Source organism: Diaphorobacter caeni (assembly GCF_015354245.1).
Lineage (GTDB): Bacteria > Pseudomonadota > Gammaproteobacteria > Burkholderiales > Burkholderiaceae_C > Diaphorobacter_A > Diaphorobacter_A caeni.
On the sequence record NZ_JADKYZ010000002.1, the window covers coordinates 648,523 to 671,466 of the forward strand.

16 protein-coding genes and 1 riboswitch are annotated in these 22,944 nt (G+C 61.1%); of the genes, 4 read left to right on the forward strand and 12 right to left on the reverse strand.

The annotated features are described in order from the left end of the window. Nucleotides 1-4: 4 nt before the first annotated feature. From ISG32_RS27830 to ISG32_RS06865, 11 genes are all read right to left on the reverse strand, one after another. Nucleotides 5-976, reverse strand: coding sequence for a septal ring lytic transglycosylase RlpA family protein (locus tag ISG32_RS27830; RefSeq protein WP_194770237.1), 972 nt, complete (start codon nucleotides 974-976; stop codon nucleotides 5-7). Between the two features lie 342 nt (nucleotides 977-1,318). Next, nucleotides 1,319-2,167, reverse strand: coding sequence for a methylenetetrahydrofolate reductase [NAD(P)H] (gene metF / locus ISG32_RS06820; protein WP_194770238.1), 849 nt, complete (start codon nucleotides 2,165-2,167; stop codon nucleotides 1,319-1,321). Then, entirely contained in the window at nucleotides 2,164-3,162 is a 999-nt protein-coding gene (locus ISG32_RS06825; protein WP_194770239.1) for a TlyA family RNA methyltransferase, read from the reverse strand. The genes metF and ISG32_RS06825 overlap by 4 nt, the downstream gene beginning before the upstream one ends. Before the next feature lie 219 nt (nucleotides 3,163-3,381). Beyond that, nucleotides 3,382-4,800, reverse strand: a complete 1,419-nt coding sequence (ahcY, locus tag ISG32_RS06830; protein WP_194770240.1) for an adenosylhomocysteinase — start codon at nucleotides 4,798-4,800, stop codon at nucleotides 3,382-3,384. Nucleotides 4,801-4,882: 82 nt separating this feature from the next. Continuing rightward, a riboswitch (S-adenosyl-L-homocysteine riboswitch) is annotated at nucleotides 4,883-4,956 on the reverse strand. 26 nt (nucleotides 4,957-4,982) lie between these two features. Continuing rightward, nucleotides 4,983-5,696, reverse strand: coding sequence for a two-component system response regulator KdpE (kdpE, locus tag ISG32_RS06835; RefSeq protein WP_194770241.1), 714 nt, complete (start codon nucleotides 5,694-5,696; stop codon nucleotides 4,983-4,985). Between the two features lie 48 nt (nucleotides 5,697-5,744). Then, nucleotides 5,745-8,471, reverse strand: a complete 2,727-nt coding sequence (locus ISG32_RS06840) for a sensor histidine kinase (RefSeq protein ID WP_194770242.1) — start codon at nucleotides 8,469-8,471, stop codon at nucleotides 5,745-5,747. Between the two features lie 27 nt (nucleotides 8,472-8,498). Further along, nucleotides 8,499-10,580, reverse strand: coding sequence for a potassium-transporting ATPase subunit KdpB (kdpB, locus tag ISG32_RS06845; RefSeq protein ID WP_194770243.1), 2,082 nt, complete (start codon nucleotides 10,578-10,580; stop codon nucleotides 8,499-8,501). Between the two features lie 5 nt (nucleotides 10,581-10,585). Beyond that, complete coding sequence (kdpC, locus tag ISG32_RS06850) at nucleotides 10,586-11,203, reverse strand: potassium-transporting ATPase subunit KdpC (protein WP_228529626.1); 618 nt, start codon at nucleotides 11,201-11,203, stop codon at nucleotides 10,586-10,588. A 154-nt stretch (nucleotides 11,204-11,357) separates the two neighbouring features. Next, complete coding sequence (gene kdpA, locus ISG32_RS06855; RefSeq protein WP_194770245.1) at nucleotides 11,358-13,064, reverse strand: potassium-transporting ATPase subunit KdpA; 1,707 nt, start codon at nucleotides 13,062-13,064, stop codon at nucleotides 11,358-11,360. A gap of 113 nt (nucleotides 13,065-13,177) precedes the next feature. Then, a complete protein-coding gene (kdpF, locus tag ISG32_RS06860; RefSeq protein WP_194770246.1) occupies nucleotides 13,178-13,279 on the reverse strand; it encodes a K(+)-transporting ATPase subunit F in 102 nt (33 codons plus the stop codon). A gap of 114 nt (nucleotides 13,280-13,393) precedes the next feature. Next, the gene (locus ISG32_RS06865) at nucleotides 13,394-14,698 is read right to left on the reverse strand and encodes an MFS transporter (RefSeq protein ID WP_194770247.1); all 1,305 of its coding nucleotides are present in this window, start codon (nucleotides 14,696-14,698) and stop codon (nucleotides 13,394-13,396) included. Nucleotides 14,699-15,143: 445 nt separating this feature from the next. Here ISG32_RS06865 and ISG32_RS06870 point away from each other — a divergent pair, with 445 nt between their 5' ends. Continuing rightward, the gene (locus ISG32_RS06870; RefSeq protein ID WP_194770248.1) at nucleotides 15,144-16,769 is read left to right on the forward strand and encodes a peptide chain release factor 3; all 1,626 of its coding nucleotides are present in this window, start codon (nucleotides 15,144-15,146) and stop codon (nucleotides 16,767-16,769) included. Nucleotides 16,770-16,832: 63 nt separating this feature from the next. On the opposite strand, the gene ISG32_RS06875 is transcribed toward ISG32_RS06870, so the two are convergent. After that, complete coding sequence (locus ISG32_RS06875) at nucleotides 16,833-19,370, reverse strand: DUF7657 domain-containing protein (protein ID WP_194770249.1); 2,538 nt, start codon at nucleotides 19,368-19,370, stop codon at nucleotides 16,833-16,835. A 179-nt stretch (nucleotides 19,371-19,549) separates the two neighbouring features. On the opposite strand from ISG32_RS06875, the gene ISG32_RS06880 reads away from it, so the two are divergent. The 3 genes from ISG32_RS06880 to ISG32_RS06890 are packed head-to-tail and all read left to right on the forward strand — an operon-like array spanning nucleotide 19,550 to nucleotide 22,943. Beyond that, nucleotides 19,550-21,568: an ArnT family glycosyltransferase gene (locus tag ISG32_RS06880; RefSeq protein WP_194770250.1), complete on the forward strand. Its 2,019-nt coding sequence runs from the start codon at nucleotides 19,550-19,552 to the stop codon at nucleotides 21,566-21,568. An 18-nt stretch (nucleotides 21,569-21,586) separates the two neighbouring features. Further along, on the forward strand, nucleotides 21,587-21,937 hold the full coding sequence (locus ISG32_RS06885; RefSeq protein WP_194770251.1) for an EamA family transporter: 351 nt from the start codon (nucleotides 21,587-21,589) through the stop codon (nucleotides 21,935-21,937). A 10-nt stretch (nucleotides 21,938-21,947) separates the two neighbouring features. Next, on the forward strand, nucleotides 21,948-22,943 hold the full coding sequence (locus ISG32_RS06890) for a glycosyltransferase family 2 protein (protein ID WP_194770252.1): 996 nt from the start codon (nucleotides 21,948-21,950) through the stop codon (nucleotides 22,941-22,943). Nucleotide 22,944 lies beyond the last annotated feature (1 nt).

Here is a 22,944-nt window from a genome sequence, read left to right on the forward strand (position 1 = left end):
CGCGTCAGCGCTTGCGTGCCGTCGATTTGCCCGACGCCTTGCCCGCGGCCTGATGTGGGTGTTTTTGTGCAGTGCGGCCCGACGACTTGTTCGCCGATCGCGCAGACACCTTCGCCGACGCGCTGACCTCGGCCAGCGGCATGCGCGAGACGACTTTCCGCCCACCGCGTTCGCTGCGCTCCTCGGCGGTCAGCAATGCGTCGGGGCAGGAATCGCTGCCCTTGTGCAGCTTCCACAGCTCCACCTGCTTGATGCCGAGCCCCTGAATTCCCAACTCCCGCGCCGCGCCCTGGCTCAGGTCGATCACCCGACCCGGCGCGAACGGGCCACGGTCGTTGACGCGCACCATCACCGTCTTGCCGGTGGAAATGTTGCGCACGCACAGCTTGGAGCCGAAGGGCAGCGTACGATGCGCGGCCGTCATGTCCTCGCGGTCAAAGCGCTCGCCGTTGGCCGTGAGCCGGCCATGGAACTGACCGCCGTACCAGGACGCCAGTCCCTTGTCGATCAGCACGCCCGGGATGGAGGTGTCGACGTCATCCACATCGCCATCGTCATCTTCGTCACGCGGCTTCGAAGCACTGCGGTCCACGGGCGGGCGCAGGCCAGCGCCATAGGCTGTCACGCCTTCGCCGCTTTCGGGCTCGCCGGGATAGGGCGTCACGCTGCCCTTGTTGACCTCCACCGCAGCGGGTGGCCCGCTCCATGTTCGCTCGGACCAGCGTGGCCGCAGCGTCACCGTGGGAGCCACGGTCTCTGCGGGAGCGACCGGCGAAGGCACCGCCGCATCCGCCTTGGCATGGACCGTCGAGTCAGGCGTCGTGTCGGAGGGGGCGACTGCCGTCGGCTGCACCGCACAGCCCGCGAGCAACACGCCCAGCAACAGGCTGCCGCCCGCCTTGATGAAGCGGTGGAGCGGTGCGCGCGCGGTGGTCGCGATGATCAGTGGGATGTCTTTCCGGTTGACGCTGTTCATTCACATCGCCCGGGAAATGGATGGAAACTGGATGGAAGTTGGATAGGTTCAGCGGGCGTCCTCGCCTGCAAGCATACGATGAGTCTTTGCGCTTGGTCTAACTTTACATACATCCTGAGATCGAGCCTTCTGAGCCGCCCGAAGTTCCCCGCGCACGCTTTCCCCCTCTGAAAAACGGGCGCTCCGTACCGAAGATTGTGATGATTCGGTTACGGCTGGAGTCGGCTCTTGCCACTCGCTTGCAGGTCTTGCGCGGAGTGAAAAACGAAAGGAATTGTCACCCCGCCAGACCTCCACGCCGCAGCCCTCGGCGTGGAGTTTGCGTCAGCGCATCAAGTCTGCTTATATGCCGATGCGCTTGCAGATCTCGAGCGTCGCTGCGCTCTGGTTCATCGTGTAGAAGTGGATGCTCGGCACGCCACCCTTGATCAGCTGCTCGCAAAGGTTCGCGATCACATCCAGACCAAACGCACGGATGCTCTCCACATCATCGCCATAGCCCTGCAGGCGCAGACGAATCCAGCGCGGAATCTCGGCGCCGCAGGCATCCGAGAACCGCATGAGCTGCGACGCGCCCAGGATCGGCATGATGCCCGGCACGACCGGCACATCGACGCCAAGCTTGCGGGTGTCATCGACGAAGCGGAAATACGCATCGGCGTTGAAGAAATACTGCGTGATCGCCGAGTCCGCGCCCGCCTTCACCTTGGTGGCGTAGGCGTTCAGATCGGCTTCGGCAGAACGCGCCTGCGGATGCACTTCCGGGTAGGCCGCCACCTCGATGTGAAAGTAGTCGCCGGTCTCTTCACGGATGAAGGACACCAGATCGCTGGCGTAGTGGAACTCGCCGCCGATGCCGTAGCCACTTGGCAGGTCGCCGCGCAGCGCCACGAGGCGGCGCACGCCCATCACCTTGAGCAGCGCAAGCTGCTCGCGCACGCTGTCGCGCGTCGCGCCGATGCACGAGAAGTGCGAAGCCGCATCCACGCCCTCGGCCAGGATTTCCTTGACCGCGTTGAAGGTGCCTTCCTGCGTGGAGCCCCCGGCGCCATAGGTCACCGAGCAGAACTCGGGCTTGCGCTCATAGAGTTGCGCACGCACGCCGCGCAGCTTCTGCGCACCTTCGGGGGTCTTGGGGGGAAAGAATTCAAAGCTGACCGGCAGCCTGTTCCGTACTTGTTCCTGACTCATTTCCCTCTCCTTGCCAAAACAAAAAACTCGCGATTGCCGTCGCCACCCTCGATGGCGCTGTCCATCCACTTCTCGACCTTGAGACCCACGGTCTGGCAGCAATCGCGGATGCGCTGCTCCACCTCGCCATACAGCGCCGGATCGCGCACGATGCCGCCCTTGCCGACCTGGCCGGGCTGCAGCTCGAACTGCGGCTTGACGAGCATGAGCAGCTGGCCCTTGGCCTTGAGCAGCGGCACCAGAGCGGGAAGAATCAGCGTGAGCGAGATGAACGACACGTCGCCCGTGATGAAATCAAACTCGGGCGTGATGTCCACGTTATCCAAGCCTTCCCGGCGCTTGCGCTGCACCGGCATCGAACCGTCGACCTTCGCCTTGGCCTTTGCGGCGCGCTCGGCCTTGAAGTCCTCGATGTCCTGTTCCTTGGCATCGTCGCTGTCGTCATAGTCGTCATCGACCAGCCCGCCATTGCGCATCCATGCATAGGGCGCGCTCGGCTGCGTGTCGTTGTCTTCTTCTTCCTCAACGATCTCGCTGAGCGCGTCCTCGCATGCATCGCGCAACGAGTCCGCCGTCATCGAGCGTGCATTCAGCCCCTCGACGCAGACCACGCGCGCATCGCTGCGCAGACGTTCATGCAGCTGCGCATGGCCCACGTCCACGCCGATGACCTGCACGGCGCCCTGCTGCAGCAGGCAATCGGTGAAGCCGCCCGTGCTCTGCCCCACATCGAGACAGCGCAGGCCCGCGACCTTGAGGCCCGTGGCCGTCAGCGCGCCTTCGAGCTTGAGACCGCCGCGCGAGATGTACTTGGCCTCCGCCGCATCCAGCAACTGCACCTCGGCCATCTCTGGAATATCGTCGCCATTCTTGGCCACCTTGTTCCAGGGCAGCCCAGGTGCCAGGCGCCACTCGACACCGGCTGCGATCAAGCGCTGGGCCTGCGAACGCGTGGTGGCATGGCCTTTTTCTACGAGGTAAACATCTGCGCGCATGGCGCCTCCAAAATCACAGCGATTTGTCTTCTGCGCTCACAAGAGCGCAGCCACGGCATGCGAAGAGTTCAGAGCACACGAACCCATCGCAGCCGCCAAGACAGCCCTTCAGGCCAGGCGCCGAAGCCGCAGACATACCCAGTGGGTAGACAAGGCTTCGCAACGACGCATGAAGGACTGTATGGGTGGCCCCCAAACGAGTGACCACCCCACCATCGATCAATAACGGTATGTGTCTGGCTTGTAGGGGCCAGTCTTCGCCACGCCGATGTAGGCAGCCTGATCGTCGGTCAGCTCGGTCAGCATCGCGCCGACCTTCTTCAGGTGCAGACGGGCCACCTTTTCGTCGAGGATCTTCGGCAGCACATACACCTTGCCAACTTCGTAAGCATCAGGCTTGGTGAACAGTTCGATCTGCGCGATGGTCTGGTTTGCGAACGAAGACGACATCACGAAGCTGGGGTGGCCGGTAGCGCAGCCCAGATTCACCAAACGGCCCTTGGCCAGCAGCGTGATCTTCTTGCCGTCGGGGAAAGTGATCTGGTCGACTTGCGGCTTCACTTCTTCCCACTGGTACTTCTCGATCGAAGCGACGTCGATTTCGTTGTCGAAGTGACCGATGTTGCAGACGATGGCCTGGTCCTTCATCGCAGCCATGTGTTCGTGGCGGATGATGTCCTTGTTGCCGGTGGTGGTCACGAAGATGTCGGCCTTGTCGGCGGCGTATTCCATCGTCACGACCTTGTAACCTTCCATCGCGGCTTGCAGGGCGTTGATCGGGTCGATCTCCGTCACCCACACTTGCGCGGACAGCGCGCGCAGAGCCTGCGCCGAGCCCTTGCCCACGTCGCCGTAACCTGCCACGCAAGCGACCTTGCCAGCGATCATCACGTCAGTAGCGCGCTTGATGCCGTCCACCAGCGATTCGCGGCAACCGTAGAGGTTGTCGAACTTGGACTTGGTCACCGAGTCATTCACGTTGATTGCGCGGAACAGCAGCGTGCCCTTGGCGGACATCTCGTTCAGGCGGTGCACGCCGGTGGTGGTTTCTTCCGTCACGCCCATGATCTTGGCGCTCTTGCGGCTGTACCAGGTGGGGTCTTGCGCGAGCTTGGCCTTGATCGCGGCGAACACGATGCGCTCTTCTTCGCTCGTGGGGTTGGCCAGCACGGATTGATCCTTCTCGGCCTTCTTGCCCAGATGCATCAGCATGGTGGCATCGCCGCCGTCATCCAGAATCATGTTCGGGCCTTCGCTTTCGGTGTTGGCGAGGCCGAATTCGAAGATCGCGTGGGTGTATTCCCAGTAGTCTTCCAGCGACTCGCCCTTGATGGCGAACACGGGCGTGCCAGTGGCGGCAATCGCTGCAGCGGCGTGATCCTGTGTGGAGAAAATATTGCAGGAAGCCCAGCGCACGTCAGCGCCCAGAGCCTTCAGCGTTTCGATCAGCACAGCTGTTTGAATGGTCATGTGCAGCGAACCGGTGATGCGCGCGCCCTTCAGCGGCTGCGCCTTGGCGAACTCTTCGCGAATGGCCATCAGGCCGGGCATTTCGGTTTCGGCGATCTTGATTTCCTTGCGGCCCCAGTCAGCCAGCGAAATGTCCGCAATCGCGCGGTCTTGTGTCTTGGTGTCCATGGTTTGCTTTCTCCACTCGAGAATTTCAAAAACCACGTTCTGGGGGAGCAAAAAAGGAGATTGCGTCTCACCGCACAGAAAGCGTGGGCGAGCGTCGTTGCCAATGTGTTGATCCGAGCCTCACGCCTGACTGGCGCTGCAACGCTCCTCGGAAAACGCGGATTATACGGGAATGCAGCGCGTCAGTGCCCCAACCCCACGAGCCGATAACCCACTTGCAGCTCGGTGATCAGATGCTGCGGCTGGGCCGGGTCGTGCTCGATCTTCTGGCGCAGATTGGCCATGTGCACCCGCAAATAGTGCGCACGATCGAGGTATTCAGGCCCCCAGACCTGCAGCAGCAACTGGCGATGCGTGAGCACCTTGCCCTGCCCGCCGATCAGCGCGGTGAGCAGACGGAACTCGATGGGCGTGAGATGCACCGCTTCGCCCGCGCGCGTCACCTCGTGCGTCGCGAGATCGACCTGCACGTCGCCGAACTGCGTGCGGCTCGTGGGCGCGCCGCCCTTGCCCGTCGCCATCTGCTGCGCGCGGCGCAGCAGCACGCGCAGTCGCGCCATCAGCTCGGGCACGCCGAACGGCTTGGTCAGATAGTCGTCCGCGCCCGCATCAAGCGCGGCCACTTTCTCTTCCTCGCGCTCGCGTGCGGACAACACCAGCACCGGCACGGCGGACCATGAACGCAGCTCGGTGATCACACTCTTGCCATCCGCATCGGGCAGGCCCAGATCGAGCACCACCACGTCGGGCTGCCGACTGGCCGCCTCGATCAGTCCGCGCCTGGCGGTCTCGGCCTCGAACACCTGCCAGCCCTCGTCCTCGAGCGCCAGCCGCACGAAGCGGCGAATGCCCGAATCGTCTTCGACGAGCAGGATGCGGGGCGTGGCTTGGTTCATGGTAGTGGGCTGTGCGGATCTGAAATAAGCAAAACGGCCAACTTGGAATTATGGTGCGAGGGGCATGTCGTCCATCGCGGGCGGCACCTCGAGCGGGATGCGGACGGTGAACGCCATGCCCGGGCCGGGCACGGCGGGCTCCACATCGATGTCTCCGCCATGCGCCTGCACGATGCGCTGCGCAAGCGTGAGCCCGAGACCAATGCCCGACACCGACGACTCCGGCGCGCCGCGCGTGAAGGGCTCGAAGACCTCCTGCGGATTCATGTGCGCAGGCAGCCCCGGGCCGCCATCCTCCACGCTGAGCAGCAACTGCGATGCGCCGGTGCGCGCCCACACGCGGATCGGCGTTCCGACCGGCGTGTACTTGATCGCGTTGTCCACCAGATTCACCAGCACCCGCTCCATCAGCACCGCATCGAGCCGCACCATCGGCATGCCGGGCTCGAGCTCCGTCCTGACAGGATGCTCCACCAGCCGATCCCGCAACTGATGCAGCGCGCTGCCGATCACATCCTCCACCGGCCACCATTCGCGCTTGAGGTGCACACCGCCCTGCTGCATCCGCGCCATCGCGAGCAGGTTGTCGACGAGCTGCTGCATCGACACGGCCTGCCGCTGGATCTGCCGCACCATGTCGAAGGTGACGCCGGAACTTGCATGGCGCTGCGCGACGTCGGCCGCGCCAAGAATCGAGGTAAGCGGCGTGCGCAGATCGTGCGACACGGCGGACAGCAGCGTGTTGCGCATGCGCTCGCCTTCCATCGCGACCTGCGTGTGCTGCGCGATCTCGACGAAGTGCACCCGCTCGAGCGCCAGCGCGATCTGGCTCGCGCAGGCCTGCAGCAGGCGCTGCTCTTCGGGCACTTCTAGGCGCTCTGGCGAGCGCAGCTCCAGCACCAGCACGCCGCGCCCGCGCACAGGTGCAAGCAATGGCACATAGAGCGCATTCGCGGCCGCGAGCGTGTCCGTTCCGCGCCCGGCCATCTGCCCGTGCTCCATCGCCCAACGCGCGAGGCTCGCGTCCATGCTGCTCGCGCTGCCGGGCGCGGCATGGAGCTTTTCATCCAGATCCGGCAGCAGCAGACCGGCCTTCGCGTCGAACACGCCCGACATGGTGCCCAGCGCAATCTCCGCAATCCGCTCCTGCGTGAGCGCACCTGACAGATCACGCGCCAGACGCGCGAGCGCACCGGCGCGGCGCTCGCGTTCGGCCGCGACCTGCGCCTCGTGCCTGAGCCGCGCCATCAGTTGGCCGCAGACCAGCGCCACGCCGAGCATCAGCGCGAAGGTGAACAGGTACTGCGTGTCCGCGATGTTGAACGAGCCGCGCGGCTGCACGAAGAAGAAATCAAAGCAGAGCACCGCCAGCAGCGCCGCCCACGCTCCCGGCCCGCGTCCCCAACGCAGCGCCGACAGCACGACGATGAGCAAAAACAGCATCACCACATTCGCAGGATCGAAAACCCGCAGCAGCAGCTCCGCCACCAGCGTACCCGCGAGGCAGGCCGCCGTCGCACCCGCGTATGCGGCCCAGCGCACCGGCGCACGCCGTGTGCCGGGCGCAGCTGCGGCCGACACCGTCGGCGGCTCGGAATGCACCCGCGTCGAAAGCACCAGCACGTCGAGCCCGGAATCGAGCTGCGCGATGCGATCCGGCATGCTGCGCGCCAACCAGCGCATGGGAGACCACGCGGCAAGCGGCACCTGCGCCAGCACCAGATGGCTGGCATTGCGCTCGCGCGCAAAGTGGACCAGCGCCTCGGCTACATCGGCGCCGGGAATGGTGGCCGTCTCCGCGCCCAGTCTGGCGGCCAGCGCCAGCGTCTTGAGCACGGCGGCCTGGGCGCTGCGCGGTCGGTGCTGGCGCTGCGGCGCATCCACGTAGACGACCACCCAGTCCGCCTCGAGCCGCCGCGCCAAACGCGCCACCTGTCGCACCAGCGCGTCATCTCCCGCACGTCCGCCCACCCCCACCAGGAGCCGCTCTCGCGTGGGCCAGACATTGCCGATGGAACGCTCGCGCCGGTAATCACGCATGTCATCGTCCACACGGTCGGCCGTGCGGCGCAGCGCCAGCTCCCGCAACGCGAGCAGGTTGCCGCGCCGGAAAAAATGCTGAGATGCGCGCTCCGCCTGTTCAAGCTGGTAGACCTTGCCTTCCTTGAGCCGCCTGAGCAACTCGTCGGGCGAGATGTCCACCATCACCACTTCATCGGCATCGTCAAAGATCTGATCGGGCACCGTCTCGCGCACCTTGATGCCGACGATCCCTCTCACCACATCGTTCAGGCTCTCCAGATGCTGGACGTTGAGCGTGGTCCACACGTCGATGCCCGCATCGAGCAGTTCGTCCACATCCATCCAGCGCTTGGGATGGCGCGAGCCCGGCGCATTGCTGTGCGCAAGTTCGTCGAGCAACAGCACGTCCGGGTGCCTCGCGAGCGCCGCATCGATGTCGAACTCCCTGAGCTGCTTTCCCTGATACGGCACCTCGGCCAACGGCAGCAGCTCCAGGTTGTGCAGCTGTTGCGCGGTTTCCGAGCGGCCATGCGTTTCCACCAGCCCCACGAGCACCGAGCGCCCCGCCTGCCGCTCGCGCTGCGCCGCCGAGAGCATGGCGTAGGTCTTGCCCACGCCCGCGTTCGACCCGAAGTAGATGCGCAGCTTGCCGCGATGCGCGCTCGCCCGCTCCTGCTGCAGCCGCGCCACCAGCGCATCGGGGTCTGGGCGCGAATCGCCGCCATCAGGATGAGTGCTGGATAAGTTCGGCATATCCGGACAAGCGTAGCACCGACCGGATCAGACCAGACCGATGGAAGCGACAAACATATCAATCAGCTTGATGCCCACAAACGGCACGATCAATCCACCCACGCCGTAGATCAGCAGGTTTCGGCGCAGCAGCGCGGCGGCGCCCACGGCTCGGTAAGGAACGCCGCGCAGGGCCAGCGGAATCAGCGCGATGATGATCAGCGCGTTGAAAACCACGGCGCTCAGGATCGCGGACTCCGGGCTGTGCAGCCCCATCACGTTCAGCGCCGCGAGCTGCGGATAAGTGCCCACGAACGCGGCGGGGATGATCGCGAAATACTTGGCCACGTCGTTCGCCACGCTGAACGTGGTGAGCGCACCGCGCGTCATCAGCATCTGCTTGCCGGTTTCCACCACCTCGATGAGCTTGGTCGGATTGCTGTCCAGATCGACCATGTTGCCCGCCTCCTTGGCCGCCTGCGTGCCGCTGTTCATCGCGACGGCCACGTCGGCCTGCGCTAGGGCGGGCGCATCGTTGGTGCCGTCACCGGTCATCGCCACCAATCGGCCCGCCGCCTGCTGGGAGCGGATGAGCTGCAGCTTGTCTTCGGGGCGTGCCTCGGCAAGGTAATCGTCCACCCCCGCCTCGGCCGCAATCGCCGCTGCGGTGAGCGGGTTGTCGCCGGTGATCATCACCGTCTTGATGCCCATGCGGCGCAGCTCCGCAAAGCGCTCGCGGATGCCGTGCTTGACGATGTCCTTCAGCTCGATCACGCCGAGCACGCGCGCGTTGTCCGCCACCACCAGCGGCGTACTGCCGCGGCGCGAGACCTCGTCAACGATCTTCTGCACCCCTGCCGGGAACTGCCCTCCCAGCGCCTCGACATGCTTGCGCACCGCATCGGCCGCGCCCTTGCGCAACGCACGCGGTCCGGTGCCGTCGCGCATGTCCACACCGCTCATGCGCGTCTGCGCGGTGAACGGCACAAAGGTCGCGTTCAACGAGCTCAACTCGCGCTCGCGCAGGCCATGCCTTTCCTTGGCCAGCACCACCACGCTGCGGCCTTCGGGCGTCTCGTCGGCCAGCGACGCCATCTGCGCGGCGTCGGCCAGTTGCGCTGGCGAGATGCCGGGCGCGGGCAGAAATTCGCTCGCCTGGCGGTTGCCGAGCGTGATCGTTCCGGTCTTGTCGAGCAGCAGCACGTCCACGTCGCCCGCGGCCTCCACGGCACGGCCCGAAGTGGCGATCACGTTCGCCTGCATCATGCGGCTCATGCCGGCGACGCCGATGGCCGAGAGCAGGCCACCGATGGTGGTCGGAATCAGACACACGAGCAACGCGATCAGCACCGTCAGTCCCACGACCGCACCCGATCCGCTCTGCGCCACGGCGAATGCCGAGAATGGACTGAGCGTGACGATGACCATCATGAACGCCAGCGTCAGGCCGACCAGCAGGATCGACAGCGCGAGTTCGTTGGGCGTCTTCTGGCGCTTGGCCGATTCGACCATCGAAATCATGCGATCCAGAAACGATTCACCGGGGTTCACCGTGATCTGCACCACCAGCCAATCCGACAGCACCCGCGTGCCGCCGGTGACCGAAGAGAAGTCACCTCCGGCTTCGCGTATCACAGGTGCGGATTCGCCGGTGATTGCGCTTTCATCGACCGACGCGACACCCTGAAGCACCGTTCCATCCAACGCCACGGTATCGCCCGCCTCGATCAGTATCACCGAACCCGCGCGCAGCTCGTTGGCGGGCACGGGTGTCCACTGCGCACCGAACTGCGGCTTGCTCAGCAGCTTGGCGACCGTGTTGCGCTTCATGCCCCTCAGACTCGCCGCCTGCGCGCGGCTGCGCCCCTCGGCCAGCGCCTCCGCGAAGTTGGCGAACAGCACGGTGAACCACAGCCACAGCGAGATCAGCAGAATGAAACCTGCGGATGCTTCGCCCTGCCCGCGCAGCGCCTGGATCCAGAGCAGCGTGGTCAGGATCGCGCCCAGGTAGACGACGAACATGACCGGGTTGCGCCACTGCGCACGCGGCGTAAGCTTGCACACCGAATCCCACAGCGCATCGCGTGCCAGTCTTGCTTCGAACAGCGGCAACGTAGATTTTCTCGACATGATGCTCATTCCTTGTTCTTGTTATCGCGCTCGTTGTCATCGAGCGCGAGATTGAGCGCAAGCACGTTCACGCGCGGCTCCCCCAGCAGCCACAGATCGCGCGGCGTGATGTGGCGCTCCACCAGTGCGGAGACCTGCGCATCATTCAAACCACGCGCCTTGGCGACGCGCTCGATCTGCAACCGCGCATTCGTGACCGAGATGTGCGGATCCAACCCGGACGCGGATGCAGTGACCGCGTCGACCGGCACCCGGTCCTGCGCGCCCAATCCGTTGAGCGTGCGATAGGCCAGTGCACGCTCGGCCACCACCGAGTCCAAGGTTCTGCTGGTCACGCCCTGATTGCTCGCGGCCGCCAGCGCGGCGTTGTAGGGCGCTGCAATCGTTGCTGCCGGGTCCTTGGGGTCCGGCGCGCTCGTCACGCTCGGACGGCCTTGAAAGTAGCCTGCTTGGGTGAAGTTCTGTCCGATCAGGGAAGAGCCGATCACCTGACCATTCTTCGTTATCAGGCTGCCTTTCGCCTGGTGGGGAAATACCCAGTTCGCCACCACCGTCGTGGCGAGTGGATAAGCCAGCCCGGTCACCAGACACAGCGCCACCGCCGCGCGGACGCACTGCCCCATGGTCTGTCTCCATCCCGTCCGCCGATAAGGAGCAGACTCCTGTGCGATATTCGTTTGAACCAACGTGCCCATGACACTCTCCTGCGAAGGGCCCTGACCGCTTCGCCCAACAATCCCAGACTTTGAAATACCTGCTGCGCGTGAGCCACTTGCTTCACGAGTACAGCTTGCCCGCCAGCATCTGCAGGTGCTCGACCACCGGACCCAGAGCCAGCGATGGCAAGAACGTCAAACCGCCCACTACCAGAATCACGAACACCAGAAGTCCCATGAACAGCGGCGTCGCCGTCGGGAAGGTGCCGGGGCCCGGGGGCACCGTGGTCTTGGCGGCCAGGCTCCCGGCCACGGCCAGCATCGGCAGCATCGTGAGGAAACGGCCGAACAGCATGGCAAGACCCAAAGTCGTGTTGAAGAACGGCGTGTTGGCGTTCAGACCCGCAAAGGCGGAGCCGTTGTTGGCCGTGACTGATGTGTACGCATAAAGAATTTCGGAAAAGCCGTGCGGCCCGTGGTTGGCGAGGCTCGCTCCCGCATCCGGCCAGACGGCCGCCAGCGCGGTGAAGCCCAGCACGCAGGCCGGATGCGCCAGCACCGCCAGCATCACCAGCTTGATCTCGCGCGCCTCGATCTTCTTGCCGAGAAACTCCGGCGTGCGGCCGATCATCATTCCCGCCACGAACACGGTGAGGATCGCGTACTGAATGAGGTTGATGATGCCCACGCCATCGCCACCGAACACGCAATTGAGCATCATCAGCGCAAGCGGCGTGATGCTGCCCAGCGGCGTGAGCGAGCTGTGCATCGCGTTCACCGAGCCGGTGGTCGCCGCGGTCGTCGTGGTCACGAACAGCGCTGTGTCTGCAATCCCGAAACGCAGCTCCTTGCCCTCCATGTTGCCGCCCGGCTGCGTGGAGGCAAGCGTCTGGTCCGCACCGCCGCGCGCCAGCAGATCGCTGCCGCTTTGCTCGGCATGGAACGTCAGCGCCAAAAAGCCGATGAACATCACCATGCAGGCACCGAACAGCACCCAGCCTTGACGGCGACGCAGCAGCATCGATCCGAATGCATAGGTCAGTGCGGCGGGAATCAGCAGCATTGAAAAGATGTGCACGATATTGGTGAGCGGCGTTGGGTTCTCGAACGGATGCGCTGCATTCATGCCGAAGAAGCCGCCACCGTTGGTACCGATGTGCTTGATGCTCTCAAGGCTGGCAATCGGGCCCATCAGAATGTTCTGCGCAGTGCCTTCCAGCGTCGTCGCTGCGACCTGCGAGGTCAGCGTCTGCGGCACGCCCTGCCATACGTAGAACAGCGCGACCGCGAAGCACAGCGGCAGCATCACGCGCCACAGCACGCGCACGTAGTCGACCCAGTAGTTGCCCAGATCCTTGGCGCTGGTACGAGCCAGTCCGCGCACAAAGGCCGCTCCCACAGCCACGCCGGTAGTGGCACCCGCGAACATCAGAAAGGTGATCACCACCATCTGCGTCGCATTGGAAAGACTGGCCTCTCCGGCATACGACTGCCAGTTGGTGTTGGTGATGAAGGAAGCGGCGGTGTTGAACGCCAGATCGGGCGTCTGCGCCGCATTGCCCAGATCGCCAAGGGGCAGACTCACCTGCAGACGCAGCAGCAGGTAGCCCAGCAGCATCATGAACGCGTTGGAGGCCACCAGCACCACACCGTAGCGCCTCCAGTCCATGCGATCGTCGGGGTTCACGCCGATGGCGCGGTAGCTCCAGCGCTCGATGAACCAGTGCGATTCGCCCGTAAAACAATGGGCCAGCCATTTGCCCATCACCACGGTCAGCGCGCCCACCATGAGCAGCACCAACGCATATTCCAACCAGACCATCCACATGAGTGCTTCTCCTTGAAATCAAAGACGCACCAACGCGGCGATCAACCCGAGCATCCCGCCGAAGCAGGCCACGGTCACGGCGACATAAACGACATCCAGCATCGCGCGGCTCCTCAGAATTTTTCCGGGCGCACCAGCGCATAGCCAAGATAGGCGAAAAGACCGACCACCGCCGCGATGGCGATCCAGTCGGTCCAGCTCAGAGTCCACAACATGATTTCCTCCCGTACCGCCCATCGGAATGAGGGCGGCGGATTGCGATGGAGGAACTGTAGAAATGACCGCGTCAAGAGCCGGTTGAGAATGACGCGGGCGGTATCAAGATCGCGTCAAGATGCCGATGCCTGAGGCTTTTCCGCCGGCCGCTGCACGCGCCACGCAAACCAGAACACGACGGCCAGCACGGCGAGCGCCATCAGCACCACGCCGTTCCAGCCCATGTGATCGAGGAACCAGCCCGCCCCCGCGCCAAGAATGCTCGAGCCCATGTAGTAGCTCCAAAGATAGAGCGATGAGGCGTGCCCCTTGTTCTGCGTCGCCATGCGCCCCACCCAACTGCTCGCCGTTGAATGCGCGATGAAGAACCCGGCGGTGATCAGCACGATGCCGAGCACGATCAGCGCCAGACTCGTGAACTGATGGCCGATCATCGTGCTGAGCACGCCCGCCGCCATGACCGCCGCGCCGACGGTCAACACCCTGCCGCGCCCCACGCGATCCGCAAACGCCCCGGCCAGCGGCGACGCGAAGATACCGAACAGGTAGGCGTAGAAGAAATAGCTGATCTGCACCTGGCTGAGCCGATACGGCGCGCCGCTCAGCAGAAAGCCCGCGTAGTTGTAGATGCTGACGAATACGCCCATCAACCCGAACGAAATGATGAACAGCGACAGCAGCCCGTCGTGCCGCAGATGCTGCGCCCACGCCCTGAGGTGATAAGCCGCGCCCAACCCGGACTTGCGCACAAAGTTGCGCGACGGCGGCAGCAGCCAGATGAAACCGAACGCCAGCAGAAGATCCAGCACCGACAACGCCGCAAGCGCATGCCGCCAGCCGAAGTAATCCGTCAGCACGCTGGTCCCGATCCGCCCCGCCATGCCGCCAAACGCCGTACCGCCCACATACAGCCCCATCGAGAATCCCAGCCCCTTGGGATCGATTTCCTCGAACAGGTAGGCCATCACCACCGCAGGCACCCCGCCGAGCAGAATCCCTTCAAGCAACCGCGCCGCGAGCAGCGCATGCCACTGCGGCAGAAACGACACCGCCAGATTGCACAGTGCCGCAAGCGCCAGCGACACAAATATCAGTCGACGCCGCCCCAGCCCCTCGGACAACGCACCCGCCACGACGATGGACACCGCCAGACTCGCCGTGGTCAACGACAGCGCCAGCGCACTCTGCGCAGAGCTCACGCCGAACGTGGCCGCGAATTCAGGCAACAGCGGCTGCACGCAATACAGCAGCGAAAAGGTGGCGAAGCCGACGAGAAACAGAGCAAGACTGACGCGGCGATATTCTGGGGAGCCGCGTTGAATCCCTGTGCCGACAGGAACATCATGGACATCGGCGCGTGATGCGGGTTGTGGCTGCTCAAGCGCTGGCTGCGCGTCATCGGCCTCGGGGCAGGTCATTGGAAGCTAGGAGAAATGGCAAATCTACCCAAATTGTGCGCCCAAGACGCATGCATTGGGGACTGCGGGGCATATCCCCTCACAATCGCCCTCCGCCCTTTAGACAGACAGGTGGCATCGATCCCGCTCATACGCAAGATGAGCAGCGCCCCTTCCTTCAATGAACGGCAGCCCACAAGCTGAGCGCCGTTTTCGTATCAGCACCGGCCGGTGAATATCGGTATTTGCTGCTGTTTTTCACGCTGCCTCTGGCCTTGTTCCCCGTTTATTTGCGAATGCAAAACTCGTGACGACTCCCAATGCGAGGCCACGCTGAAAATCAGCGCATGCAGGACAAGACAGCGACCCTGATTGGTTTTCGCGCGTCTCTGTAAAATACCCTTATCAGCCGAGGTTTCACAAGATGAGACCCGCGCTCTCCTGACAGTCTTCTCTGGATTTCCCCTTGACATACGCCCCCGAAACCCGGCGCCGCCGCACCTTTGCCATCATTTCTCACCCCGACGCCGGTAAAACAACGCTTACGGAAAAGCTGCTGCTGTTCTCGGGCGCGATCCAGATCGCCGGTGCCGTCAAGGGCCGCAAGGCCAGCCGCCACGCCACATCCGACTGGATGGAAATCGAAAAACAGCGCGGCATCTCGGTCGCATCCTCCGTGATGCAGATGAGCTACCGTGACCACGTCATCAACCTGCTCGACACCCCTGGCCACAAGGACTTCTCGGAAGACACCTACCGCGTGCTCACGGCCGTCGATTCGGCACTGATGGTGATTGATGCAGCCAACGGCGTGGAAGCGCAGACCCGCCGGCTTATCGAGGTCTGCCGCCAGCGCGACACGCCCATCATCACCTTCGTCAACAAGATGGACCGCGAAGTGCGCGACCCGCTCGACATCCTCGACGAAGTCGAACGCGAACTCGGCATGCCCTGCTGCCCCATCACCTGGCCGGTGGGACAGGGCAAGTCGTTCGGCGGGATCATCAATCTGCGCACGCAGAGCATGACCGTGTTCTCGCCCGGCAGCGAAAAACGCCCGCAGGAATTCGAGACCATTCCCCTCAGCGAGGCAGACAGGCTGCGCGAGCGCTTCGGCAAGGCATTCGACGACGCGCTGGAAAGCATGGAACTCGCCGTGGGCGCCTCAGCAGAGTGGGACCACGAGGCCTTCCTCGCAGGCAAGCTCACCCCCGTGTTCTTCGGCTCCGGCGTGAACAACTTCGGTGTGATGGAAGTGCTGGACGCGGTCGTCGACATGTCACCCCCTCCCGGCCCACGCAAGAGCACGTTGCTGGTCAACAAGCAACCTGTTGAAAAGATCATCCAGCCCGAAGACTCGAACTTCTCTGGCGTGGTGTTCAAAGTGCAGGCCAACATGGACGCCAACCACCGCGACCGCATCGCCTTCGTGCGCGTGGCGTCCGGCAGGTTCACGCACGGCATGAAGATGAAGGTGCAGCGCACCGGCAAGGAACTGCGCCCCACGTCGGTCGTCACCTTCATGAGCCAACGCCGCGAGGCCGTGGAAGAAGCCTACGCGGGCGACATCATCGGCTTCACCATCCACGGCGGCGTGCAACTCGGCGACACCATCACCGACGGCCCGAACCTCCAATTCACCGGCCTGCCCTTCTTCGCGCCCGAATTGTTCATGACGGTCGTGCTCAGAAACCCACTTCGCACCAAGCAACTGCAGCAAGGCCTCATGCAGCTCGGCGAAGAAGGCGCAATCCAAGTATTCAAACCCGAGGCCGGCGGCAACATGCTGCTGGGCGCCGTCGGTCAACTGCAGTTTGAGGTCGTCCAGCACCGCCTGAACACCGAATACGACTGCGACATCCGATTGGAAGGTTGCCAATACACCGGTGCGCGTTGGATCACCGCGGATACACCTGCAGAACTGCGCGAGTTTGAAAACGCTTATCCGTTGCGCATGGCGCGCGATGCGGCGGATACGCTGGCGTATCTATGCACAAGCCCTTACGACGTGCGACTGGCGCAGGAGCGGTTTCCGAAGATTCACTTCCACCCGTTGCGCGAGCATGCGGGGTTGGCGTTGCAGGCCAGTTGATTCCCAGACTCGCTATGGCATTCGCTCCAAAGTATCTATGGAGCGCAGCCATAGCTTGAAGCTTCACTGTGAATTCTTGCTTGGCTTCACTGCAAACCAGTGCAAGTTTCTGAACTCTCCGAGCCAAGTCAAACTTGGATTTGATCGCAACAGTTGCTCGCTGTCAGCGAGGACGGCAACACGCTCTGCTCCAGTTTTGGAGAAATCAAAACTTTGCGGATTCACGTGAACATGAACCTGATCGACAGAAGTGGCACCCACAATGTAGCCTCTGGCCTCCGTCACGCCCGAATCCAAATAGAAGCCCAAGTGCTGGTAACGATTCACTTCCGGCCATTCGGAGGCCAACAATCCCATTTTTTCCCAAAACACCTTGTGCGGGTAGTAGAGCACCCCGTTGGAGATAGGTACGCCAGCCGCAGCAAGGGTCAGTGGACCAATGCCATCCCCGTTCATGACCACCGTGCGCCGCGCACGCGAAGGATTTGAAGCGTCTATCACGAACGGGCGATTGCCGTCTGCAAGTGATATATCTCTAGGCGCTCGACCGATAGGATTGAAAGCGAGGCTGGTCAGCAAATGCATGACGATCAACATAGATATTGCTTCTCGCATGCGATTTCTCAGTAGCCACCAACAGGTTGCAACGCCTCCGATGACCATCGCCGCAGTAAACACGACGCTTCCACCGGGCATGATCATTAAGGGTGTATGGGTCAGGGCTGCCGCGATGAGAATACCGCTGGCAATTGTCATGACCATCGGGAAGACTAAAGTGCCACGACTCTTCGACAGAAGGGCCCCTGCTTCACCTGCGAATCCAGCCACTAAAGCGAAAATAACCGTGATCGCCAAGCCCAATCCGACTTCCATACGGCCAGTGGGCATGTTCCCCCACAGCGTAAGCTTGGCGAGCCAGATCGGGAATCCCACAAATACGTAAATGCAATAGCAGGCGATGAAGGCAGCGCTAGCGAGAACAATCCAGCGCCTGCTATGTCGACGCAAAAGATGCACCAAGCAGATTGTTGCCAACGCAAAGGGAAGAATGAAGTAAGAACTCGCCTCTGACTCGTTCGTCACAGGACCTGGCAGACGCAACACAACTTCTGCATTGTTGTAACCTCGCAAACTCCACCACCAAGACATATCTCCGCCAGGCAATGAACCACGTCTACCTGGATACTCCGTGGCCTGCATGATTGCAACAGCATCACGCGTGTCCAACCACCAACTCCCAAGCAACGCGCCAAGTACCGCCAGCGCGACCACAACGCCCATGAACTGAGCTGCACCGAACCGCAGTTGCGATCGATTTTCAATTGCCCATCCGATGCCGACAAAAACCAGCAGACTACCCACCACAATCAGCCATGCTGGATAAAGAACAAGAAACCAACATGCGAGCAGCCACCCCAGAATAAGCCCCATGATCAGCGCCTTGCCAACGCTAGTGCACTTGACCAACCCAGTCAGCACGACGAAGGCAAATGCGGGAAACATGATCGCGTATAGCGGCCAGTTGGACCAAGCCGCAGCATACGGTGCCACACAAAATGCAAATGACAACCCGAAATTGAGCCCCCGTTGCGAGGGTCTTAATACATTCAGGAGGCACCACACCGCAAGCAGTCCACCCCAAAACGGGAGTTGCCACTGCCAACTCATAGCCTGACGTAACGGCAACAAAAAGTAGCCCCAAGTGGCAGGTCTGGCCAAAGCCGCCCATTGCTTTACCGGCGCCCCAGTCATTCCGATCACACCCATGTTCTGTCCGCCCAGTCCAATGTTTGAATTGACGATCGGGAACTGAGGATCGTGATGGATCTGCGCAAGAACGTTGGGCATCAAAACACCCCACTCGTCGCCTCGAATAGCACGAGGAGAAAACACCACGCTCTTGGTGTTTCCTTTTACATCCAGCATGCTCTGACCAAACGGGCCCTGCAGGAGCCAGCCCAAAGACGACCCTGTAACACCGAACGCAACCAACAACGCGAACAAACCGCCAATCCATACAAATGGGGCACAGCCGACCGTCCACTTGGAAGTCGTTCGCCCGCCGCGATTTGTACGTTTGCGTCCCAAATACGTGATGACGCCCGCGGCGATCACGACTACCGCAAGAATCCACCAATGCCGTTCTCGAATCGTCTGTACCACCACGAAGGGCGCACCCGCATCAGGGCTGGCCAAAGAGAGCTTTGCCCCATCTGGATAGGTCGCCGATACCCGAAAGGAATGAATACCGGGTGAAGGGGCCTTCGAAAGCTTGACATCCCAACTGAACCCGGCGCCGTACTGTCCACCAGTGGCGGGATTCTCGGGCGTGAGATCTGCTCGCTCGCTCCATCGAACATCCGCCCCCGTAAAACTCTCGCCGCGAATCGACATGTCCATCGTTGGCAAGTCCGTACCATTAACGCCGGTCACCACCCAACCACGCAACGAAATTTTTTGCCCGGCTGCATCGTATTCCGACTCAACCACCATTCCGAATCGTTTCGGAGGCTCTGCAGCCTGTGCACCAACAACTATCGATGTAAGCAAAGAAAAAAGGATTAGCAAGTATCGGGCCAACATCGTTATCGGATTCACCATGTCAAAATTCAAGTTAAAACCAGGCAAAGCGTCTTGCCAGCACCGTCCACCGCTTGTAGATCGATAGTTCCGGCGGAGCCACTCCAAGGGATAGTTGTATGCTCGCAAACTCACTGCCAATGAATGCGCAGTCTTCGCTTTCAGCGAGAAACCCCTAGATGGCTTACATAAGAGACAACATGTCAGATCGACAGATACGTTTTTTTTCGCTGGTTTGGCTGGGTTGGATTCTAAGTGCAGCGACCAGGCAACTGATCCGCTACTTCCCTCAACCGGATGCTCCACTCAATGGAGATGCCTTCTGGATATATTTGCCCAATGCGCGCAAATGGCTTGATCATTCGTGGACTTTCTTCACAACCGACCCTTATAGCTATCACGTAGCGCCTCTGGGGTATTGGTGGGCGGCAATTTGGCGAGCGGATCCAGCTACGATTCAGATGGCCAACTGCATTCTGTTCCTCGCTTGTGTCGTTCTGATGTGGCGTTGCGCAAGTCGACTTGGCGGCTTCTGGGCTGGAGTGACGGCTACCGCACTTCTCGTCTACTACCCTACTCTGACCAGCTTCATTCCCCAAGTACTGACAGAGCCACTCTACCTTTTCGGCTTGCTGCTGTTCATTGCAGCATCGGTCGAGTATCTTCTGGGCACAAAATATCCGCGCTGGTTGCTCAGCCTATCAGCATTCGGGCTGATGATCACTTTGCTGTCCCGGCCCGTGCTTCAGTTCATGGCAGTCGGAACGGTACTGATGCTTTCCATCGTCTGTCTACTACTCTGCCGACGATCGGAACAGGTACAACGCGAACGATACGGGAAAGTCTTGAAAATCAGTCGACATTTCCTGGCAGCGATCGCTATAGCCCTGACGCTTCCTATCGCCGTGGTAGCAAAGAACGGCGTCTATTTCGGTCTGTGGAGTCTGGGTACCGGCGCAGGGACAGGACTACTTTATGGAGTAAGTCCTTTCAAAATGGGCCAGGAGCCAGTCTATTTGGGATTCAAATATGACGCATATCAAGTCGCCAAAACTGCGAATCCGGAAACCACGAGCACGCTGTCCAAAGTCGGAGATTCCGACAATGCCCGCGTAGCCATATCGATCATCAAGAACACAACGTTCATTGACAACACCGTGTTTTTTTGGAGCAAATTCAAAGCTTGGACTCTATACAGCACGCCAGAGCTTCTACTGTATCCAAAAGCGCGACAGTTTCGCATCTTCGAATGGCTGAGCATTGCTCTTGCGATAGCCATCGGCACCATCCGATTTGCCAAGAGCCAAATCACGAAAGCGTCGTCCAAATTCGAAGCAAGAGACCGCGACTCCACCACCACATGGGTTCTCTTACTTTTAGGGCTACTGACTTTAGCCATGATTTTTCAGTTGTTGCCCGTGCTCTACAACGCTCGATACAACATGTTCTTCATCGAACCCACTCTGATACTGCTTTCTGCAACCAGTATCGCGACGCTAATCAGATTCGCATGGCCTCATTGTCTCTGGAATCGAAACGTCAGCCCCCCTTCGTCACCGACCTACTTTTGGATTCGCGGCATTCTACTCACCATTGCATTTATAGCAATTTTGATACCAGGTTCAAATGCGCTGTTGCGCAAAGCGCAACGAAATGAGGCAATTGCCATTGACCCTCTACGCTTGGGCCCCGTTCAAACGATCCTTGATCAGCGGAATATAGGCGAGCCGACCTTCGTCGGGGCACGCCGCCCACCAGGTGAGCATCAATGGTTGCTTGATTCAGGGGTAGGCACCATGCAGATTCCAATCAACTTGGACAATGCTGAAAAGATATCTCCCGTCGACACCATGGATGCGATATGGCTAATCCGTTTGTCTGTGAGGACAACGACAGACAACCGGAAGTGCAGCAATGCATCTGTTGCAGTCGCCGACTCGTACCCCTCTGAGGGTTGGTATGAACCACCGCAGACGTTCAAGCTTCGCACCGACGGAGCTATGCACACCTACGCGACGCACGGAAACGACAGAATGCGCCCAAGCAAGAACACGACATTTTCAATTACGTTCAACTGTCCTGCTGGGTCCATTGTGACGTTTGGGAACTTGGAATTGTTAAAGTCCGTGCTTCCCGAAGCTGCTCGAGACCTAATACAGAACCGACAGCCAATTGACCCATACTTTCAGAGAGAACGCGAACAGACGCCCTCAAGCTGAAGTTGCCTCATCACCACCATGACTACATTTCTCACAAGCATCACAGTCCTTTGTGTTCTCGGGATTTCCTTTGGACAACTGCTGTTCAAACGCGCCGCTCAATCCATCGCAAACGCTTCGAACTGGCAGGATTGGATCTTCAACGGCTGGTTGATTGGCGCTCTGGCACTCTACGGCCTCACGACACTAGTGTGGGTCTGGGTATTGCGGAACGCCCCCCTCCATCTGGCATACCCTTTCATGGGACTTGCGTTTCTTTTCGTTCCGATTCTGGGATGGTTGATTCTGGGTGAAAGAGTTCAAACACCCACGATCATTGGAGGCGTGTTGATTCTTGCCGGAATCACCATCGCCTCGCGTGCATCCTGAATATTCCAACATGAAAATCGCCGTCGCCATCCCCTGCTACAAAGTCACCAATCACGTCATGGGCGTGATTGCCGCCATCGGCCCGGAGGTCGATGTCATCTACGCTATCGATGACGCCTGCCCCAACCACAGCGGCAAGTTCATTGAAGAGCACAACACTGATCCGCGGGTTCGCGTGCTCTACAACCCGGAAAACCGCGGCGTAGGTGGCGCCATCGTCACGGGCTACAAGGCGGCGATTGAGGATGGGATGGACATCGTCGTCAAAATCGATGGCGATGGGCAGATGAATCCCGCGCTGCTGCCGCAGTTCGTTCGACCATTGCTGCGTCATCAGGCCGACTACACGAAGGGAAATCGTTTCTTCCGCCCCGAATCCGTTCAAGGCATGCCTCCAATGCGCCTCTTTGGCAATGCAGTGCTTTCGTTCCTCACCAAACTGAGCTGCGGCTATTGGAACAGCATGGATCCGACAAATGGCTACACAGCCGTACGCACCAACGTGTTGAAGGAGCTTCCACTCGACAAACTCGAGCGCCGCTACTTCTTCGAGACCGACATGCTGTTTCGACTGAACACCGTGCGCGCGGTAGTCAAGGATGTGCCGATGGATTCGGTCTACGCCGATGAGGAGTCCAATCTCAAGATCAGCAAGATCCTGCCCGAGTTTTTGCGAAAGCATCTTTCGCGTCTGGGTCGTCGCTACGTATACAACTACCTGGTACGAGATTTCAACGTCGGTACTGTATACAGCCTGATGGGTGTGTTGCTGGTGCTGTGCGGAAGCCTTTTCGGGCTGATGCACTGGATATCCGGCAACGTGCACAACCAGACGGCGTCGAGCGGGACAGTCATGCTCGCAGCGCTGCCGATCATCATCGGCATTCAATGTCTCATCGCGTTCATGCACTATGACGTGAGCAATGCGCCCACCGAACCACTGAGCACGACGTTGGACGATCTGCTGGCACCTGTTCACTCGCCCGATACCGGTCAGAACCTCTAAT

Bases quoted from the DNA above. Each gene is read 5' to 3' on its own strand.
- metF (WP_194770238.1), bottom strand. From the start codon at position 2,167: ATGAGTCAGGAACAAGTACGGAACAGGCTGCCGGTCAGCTTTGAATTC.
- ISG32_RS06880 (WP_194770250.1), top strand. From the start codon at position 19,550: ATGTCAGATCGACAGATACGTTTTTTTTCGCTGGTTTGGCTGGGTTGG.
- ISG32_RS06865 (WP_194770247.1), bottom strand. From the start codon at position 14,698: ATGACCTGCCCCGAGGCCGATGACGCGCAGCCAGCGCTTGAGCAGCCA.
- ISG32_RS06875 (WP_194770249.1), bottom strand. From the start codon at position 19,370: ATGGTGAATCCGATAACGATGTTGGCCCGATACTTGCTAATCCTTTTT.
- ISG32_RS06840 (WP_194770242.1), bottom strand. From the start codon at position 8,471: ATGCCGAACTTATCCAGCACTCATCCTGATGGCGGCGATTCGCGCCCA.
- kdpA (WP_194770245.1), bottom strand. From the start codon at position 13,064: ATGTGGATGGTCTGGTTGGAATATGCGTTGGTGCTGCTCATGGTGGGC.
- ISG32_RS06890 (WP_194770252.1), top strand. From the start codon at position 21,948: ATGAAAATCGCCGTCGCCATCCCCTGCTACAAAGTCACCAATCACGTC.
- ahcY (WP_194770240.1), bottom strand. From the start codon at position 4,800: ATGGACACCAAGACACAAGACCGCGCGATTGCGGACATTTCGCTGGCT.
- ISG32_RS06885 (WP_194770251.1), top strand. From the start codon at position 21,587: ATGACTACATTTCTCACAAGCATCACAGTCCTTTGTGTTCTCGGGATT.
- kdpE (WP_194770241.1), bottom strand. From the start codon at position 5,696: ATGAACCAAGCCACGCCCCGCATCCTGCTCGTCGAAGACGATTCGGGC.
- kdpF (WP_194770246.1), bottom strand. From the start codon at position 13,279: ATGTTGTGGACTCTGAGCTGGACCGACTGGATCGCCATCGCGGCGGTG.
- ISG32_RS06825 (WP_194770239.1), bottom strand. From the start codon at position 3,162: ATGCGCGCAGATGTTTACCTCGTAGAAAAAGGCCATGCCACCACGCGT.
- ISG32_RS27830 (WP_194770237.1), bottom strand. From the start codon at position 976: ATGAACAGCGTCAACCGGAAAGACATCCCACTGATCATCGCGACCACC.
- kdpB (WP_194770243.1), bottom strand. From the start codon at position 10,580: ATGTCGAGAAAATCTACGTTGCCGCTGTTCGAAGCAAGACTGGCACGC.
- kdpC (WP_228529626.1), bottom strand. From the start codon at position 11,203: ATGGGGCAGTGCGTCCGCGCGGCGGTGGCGCTGTGTCTGGTGACCGGG.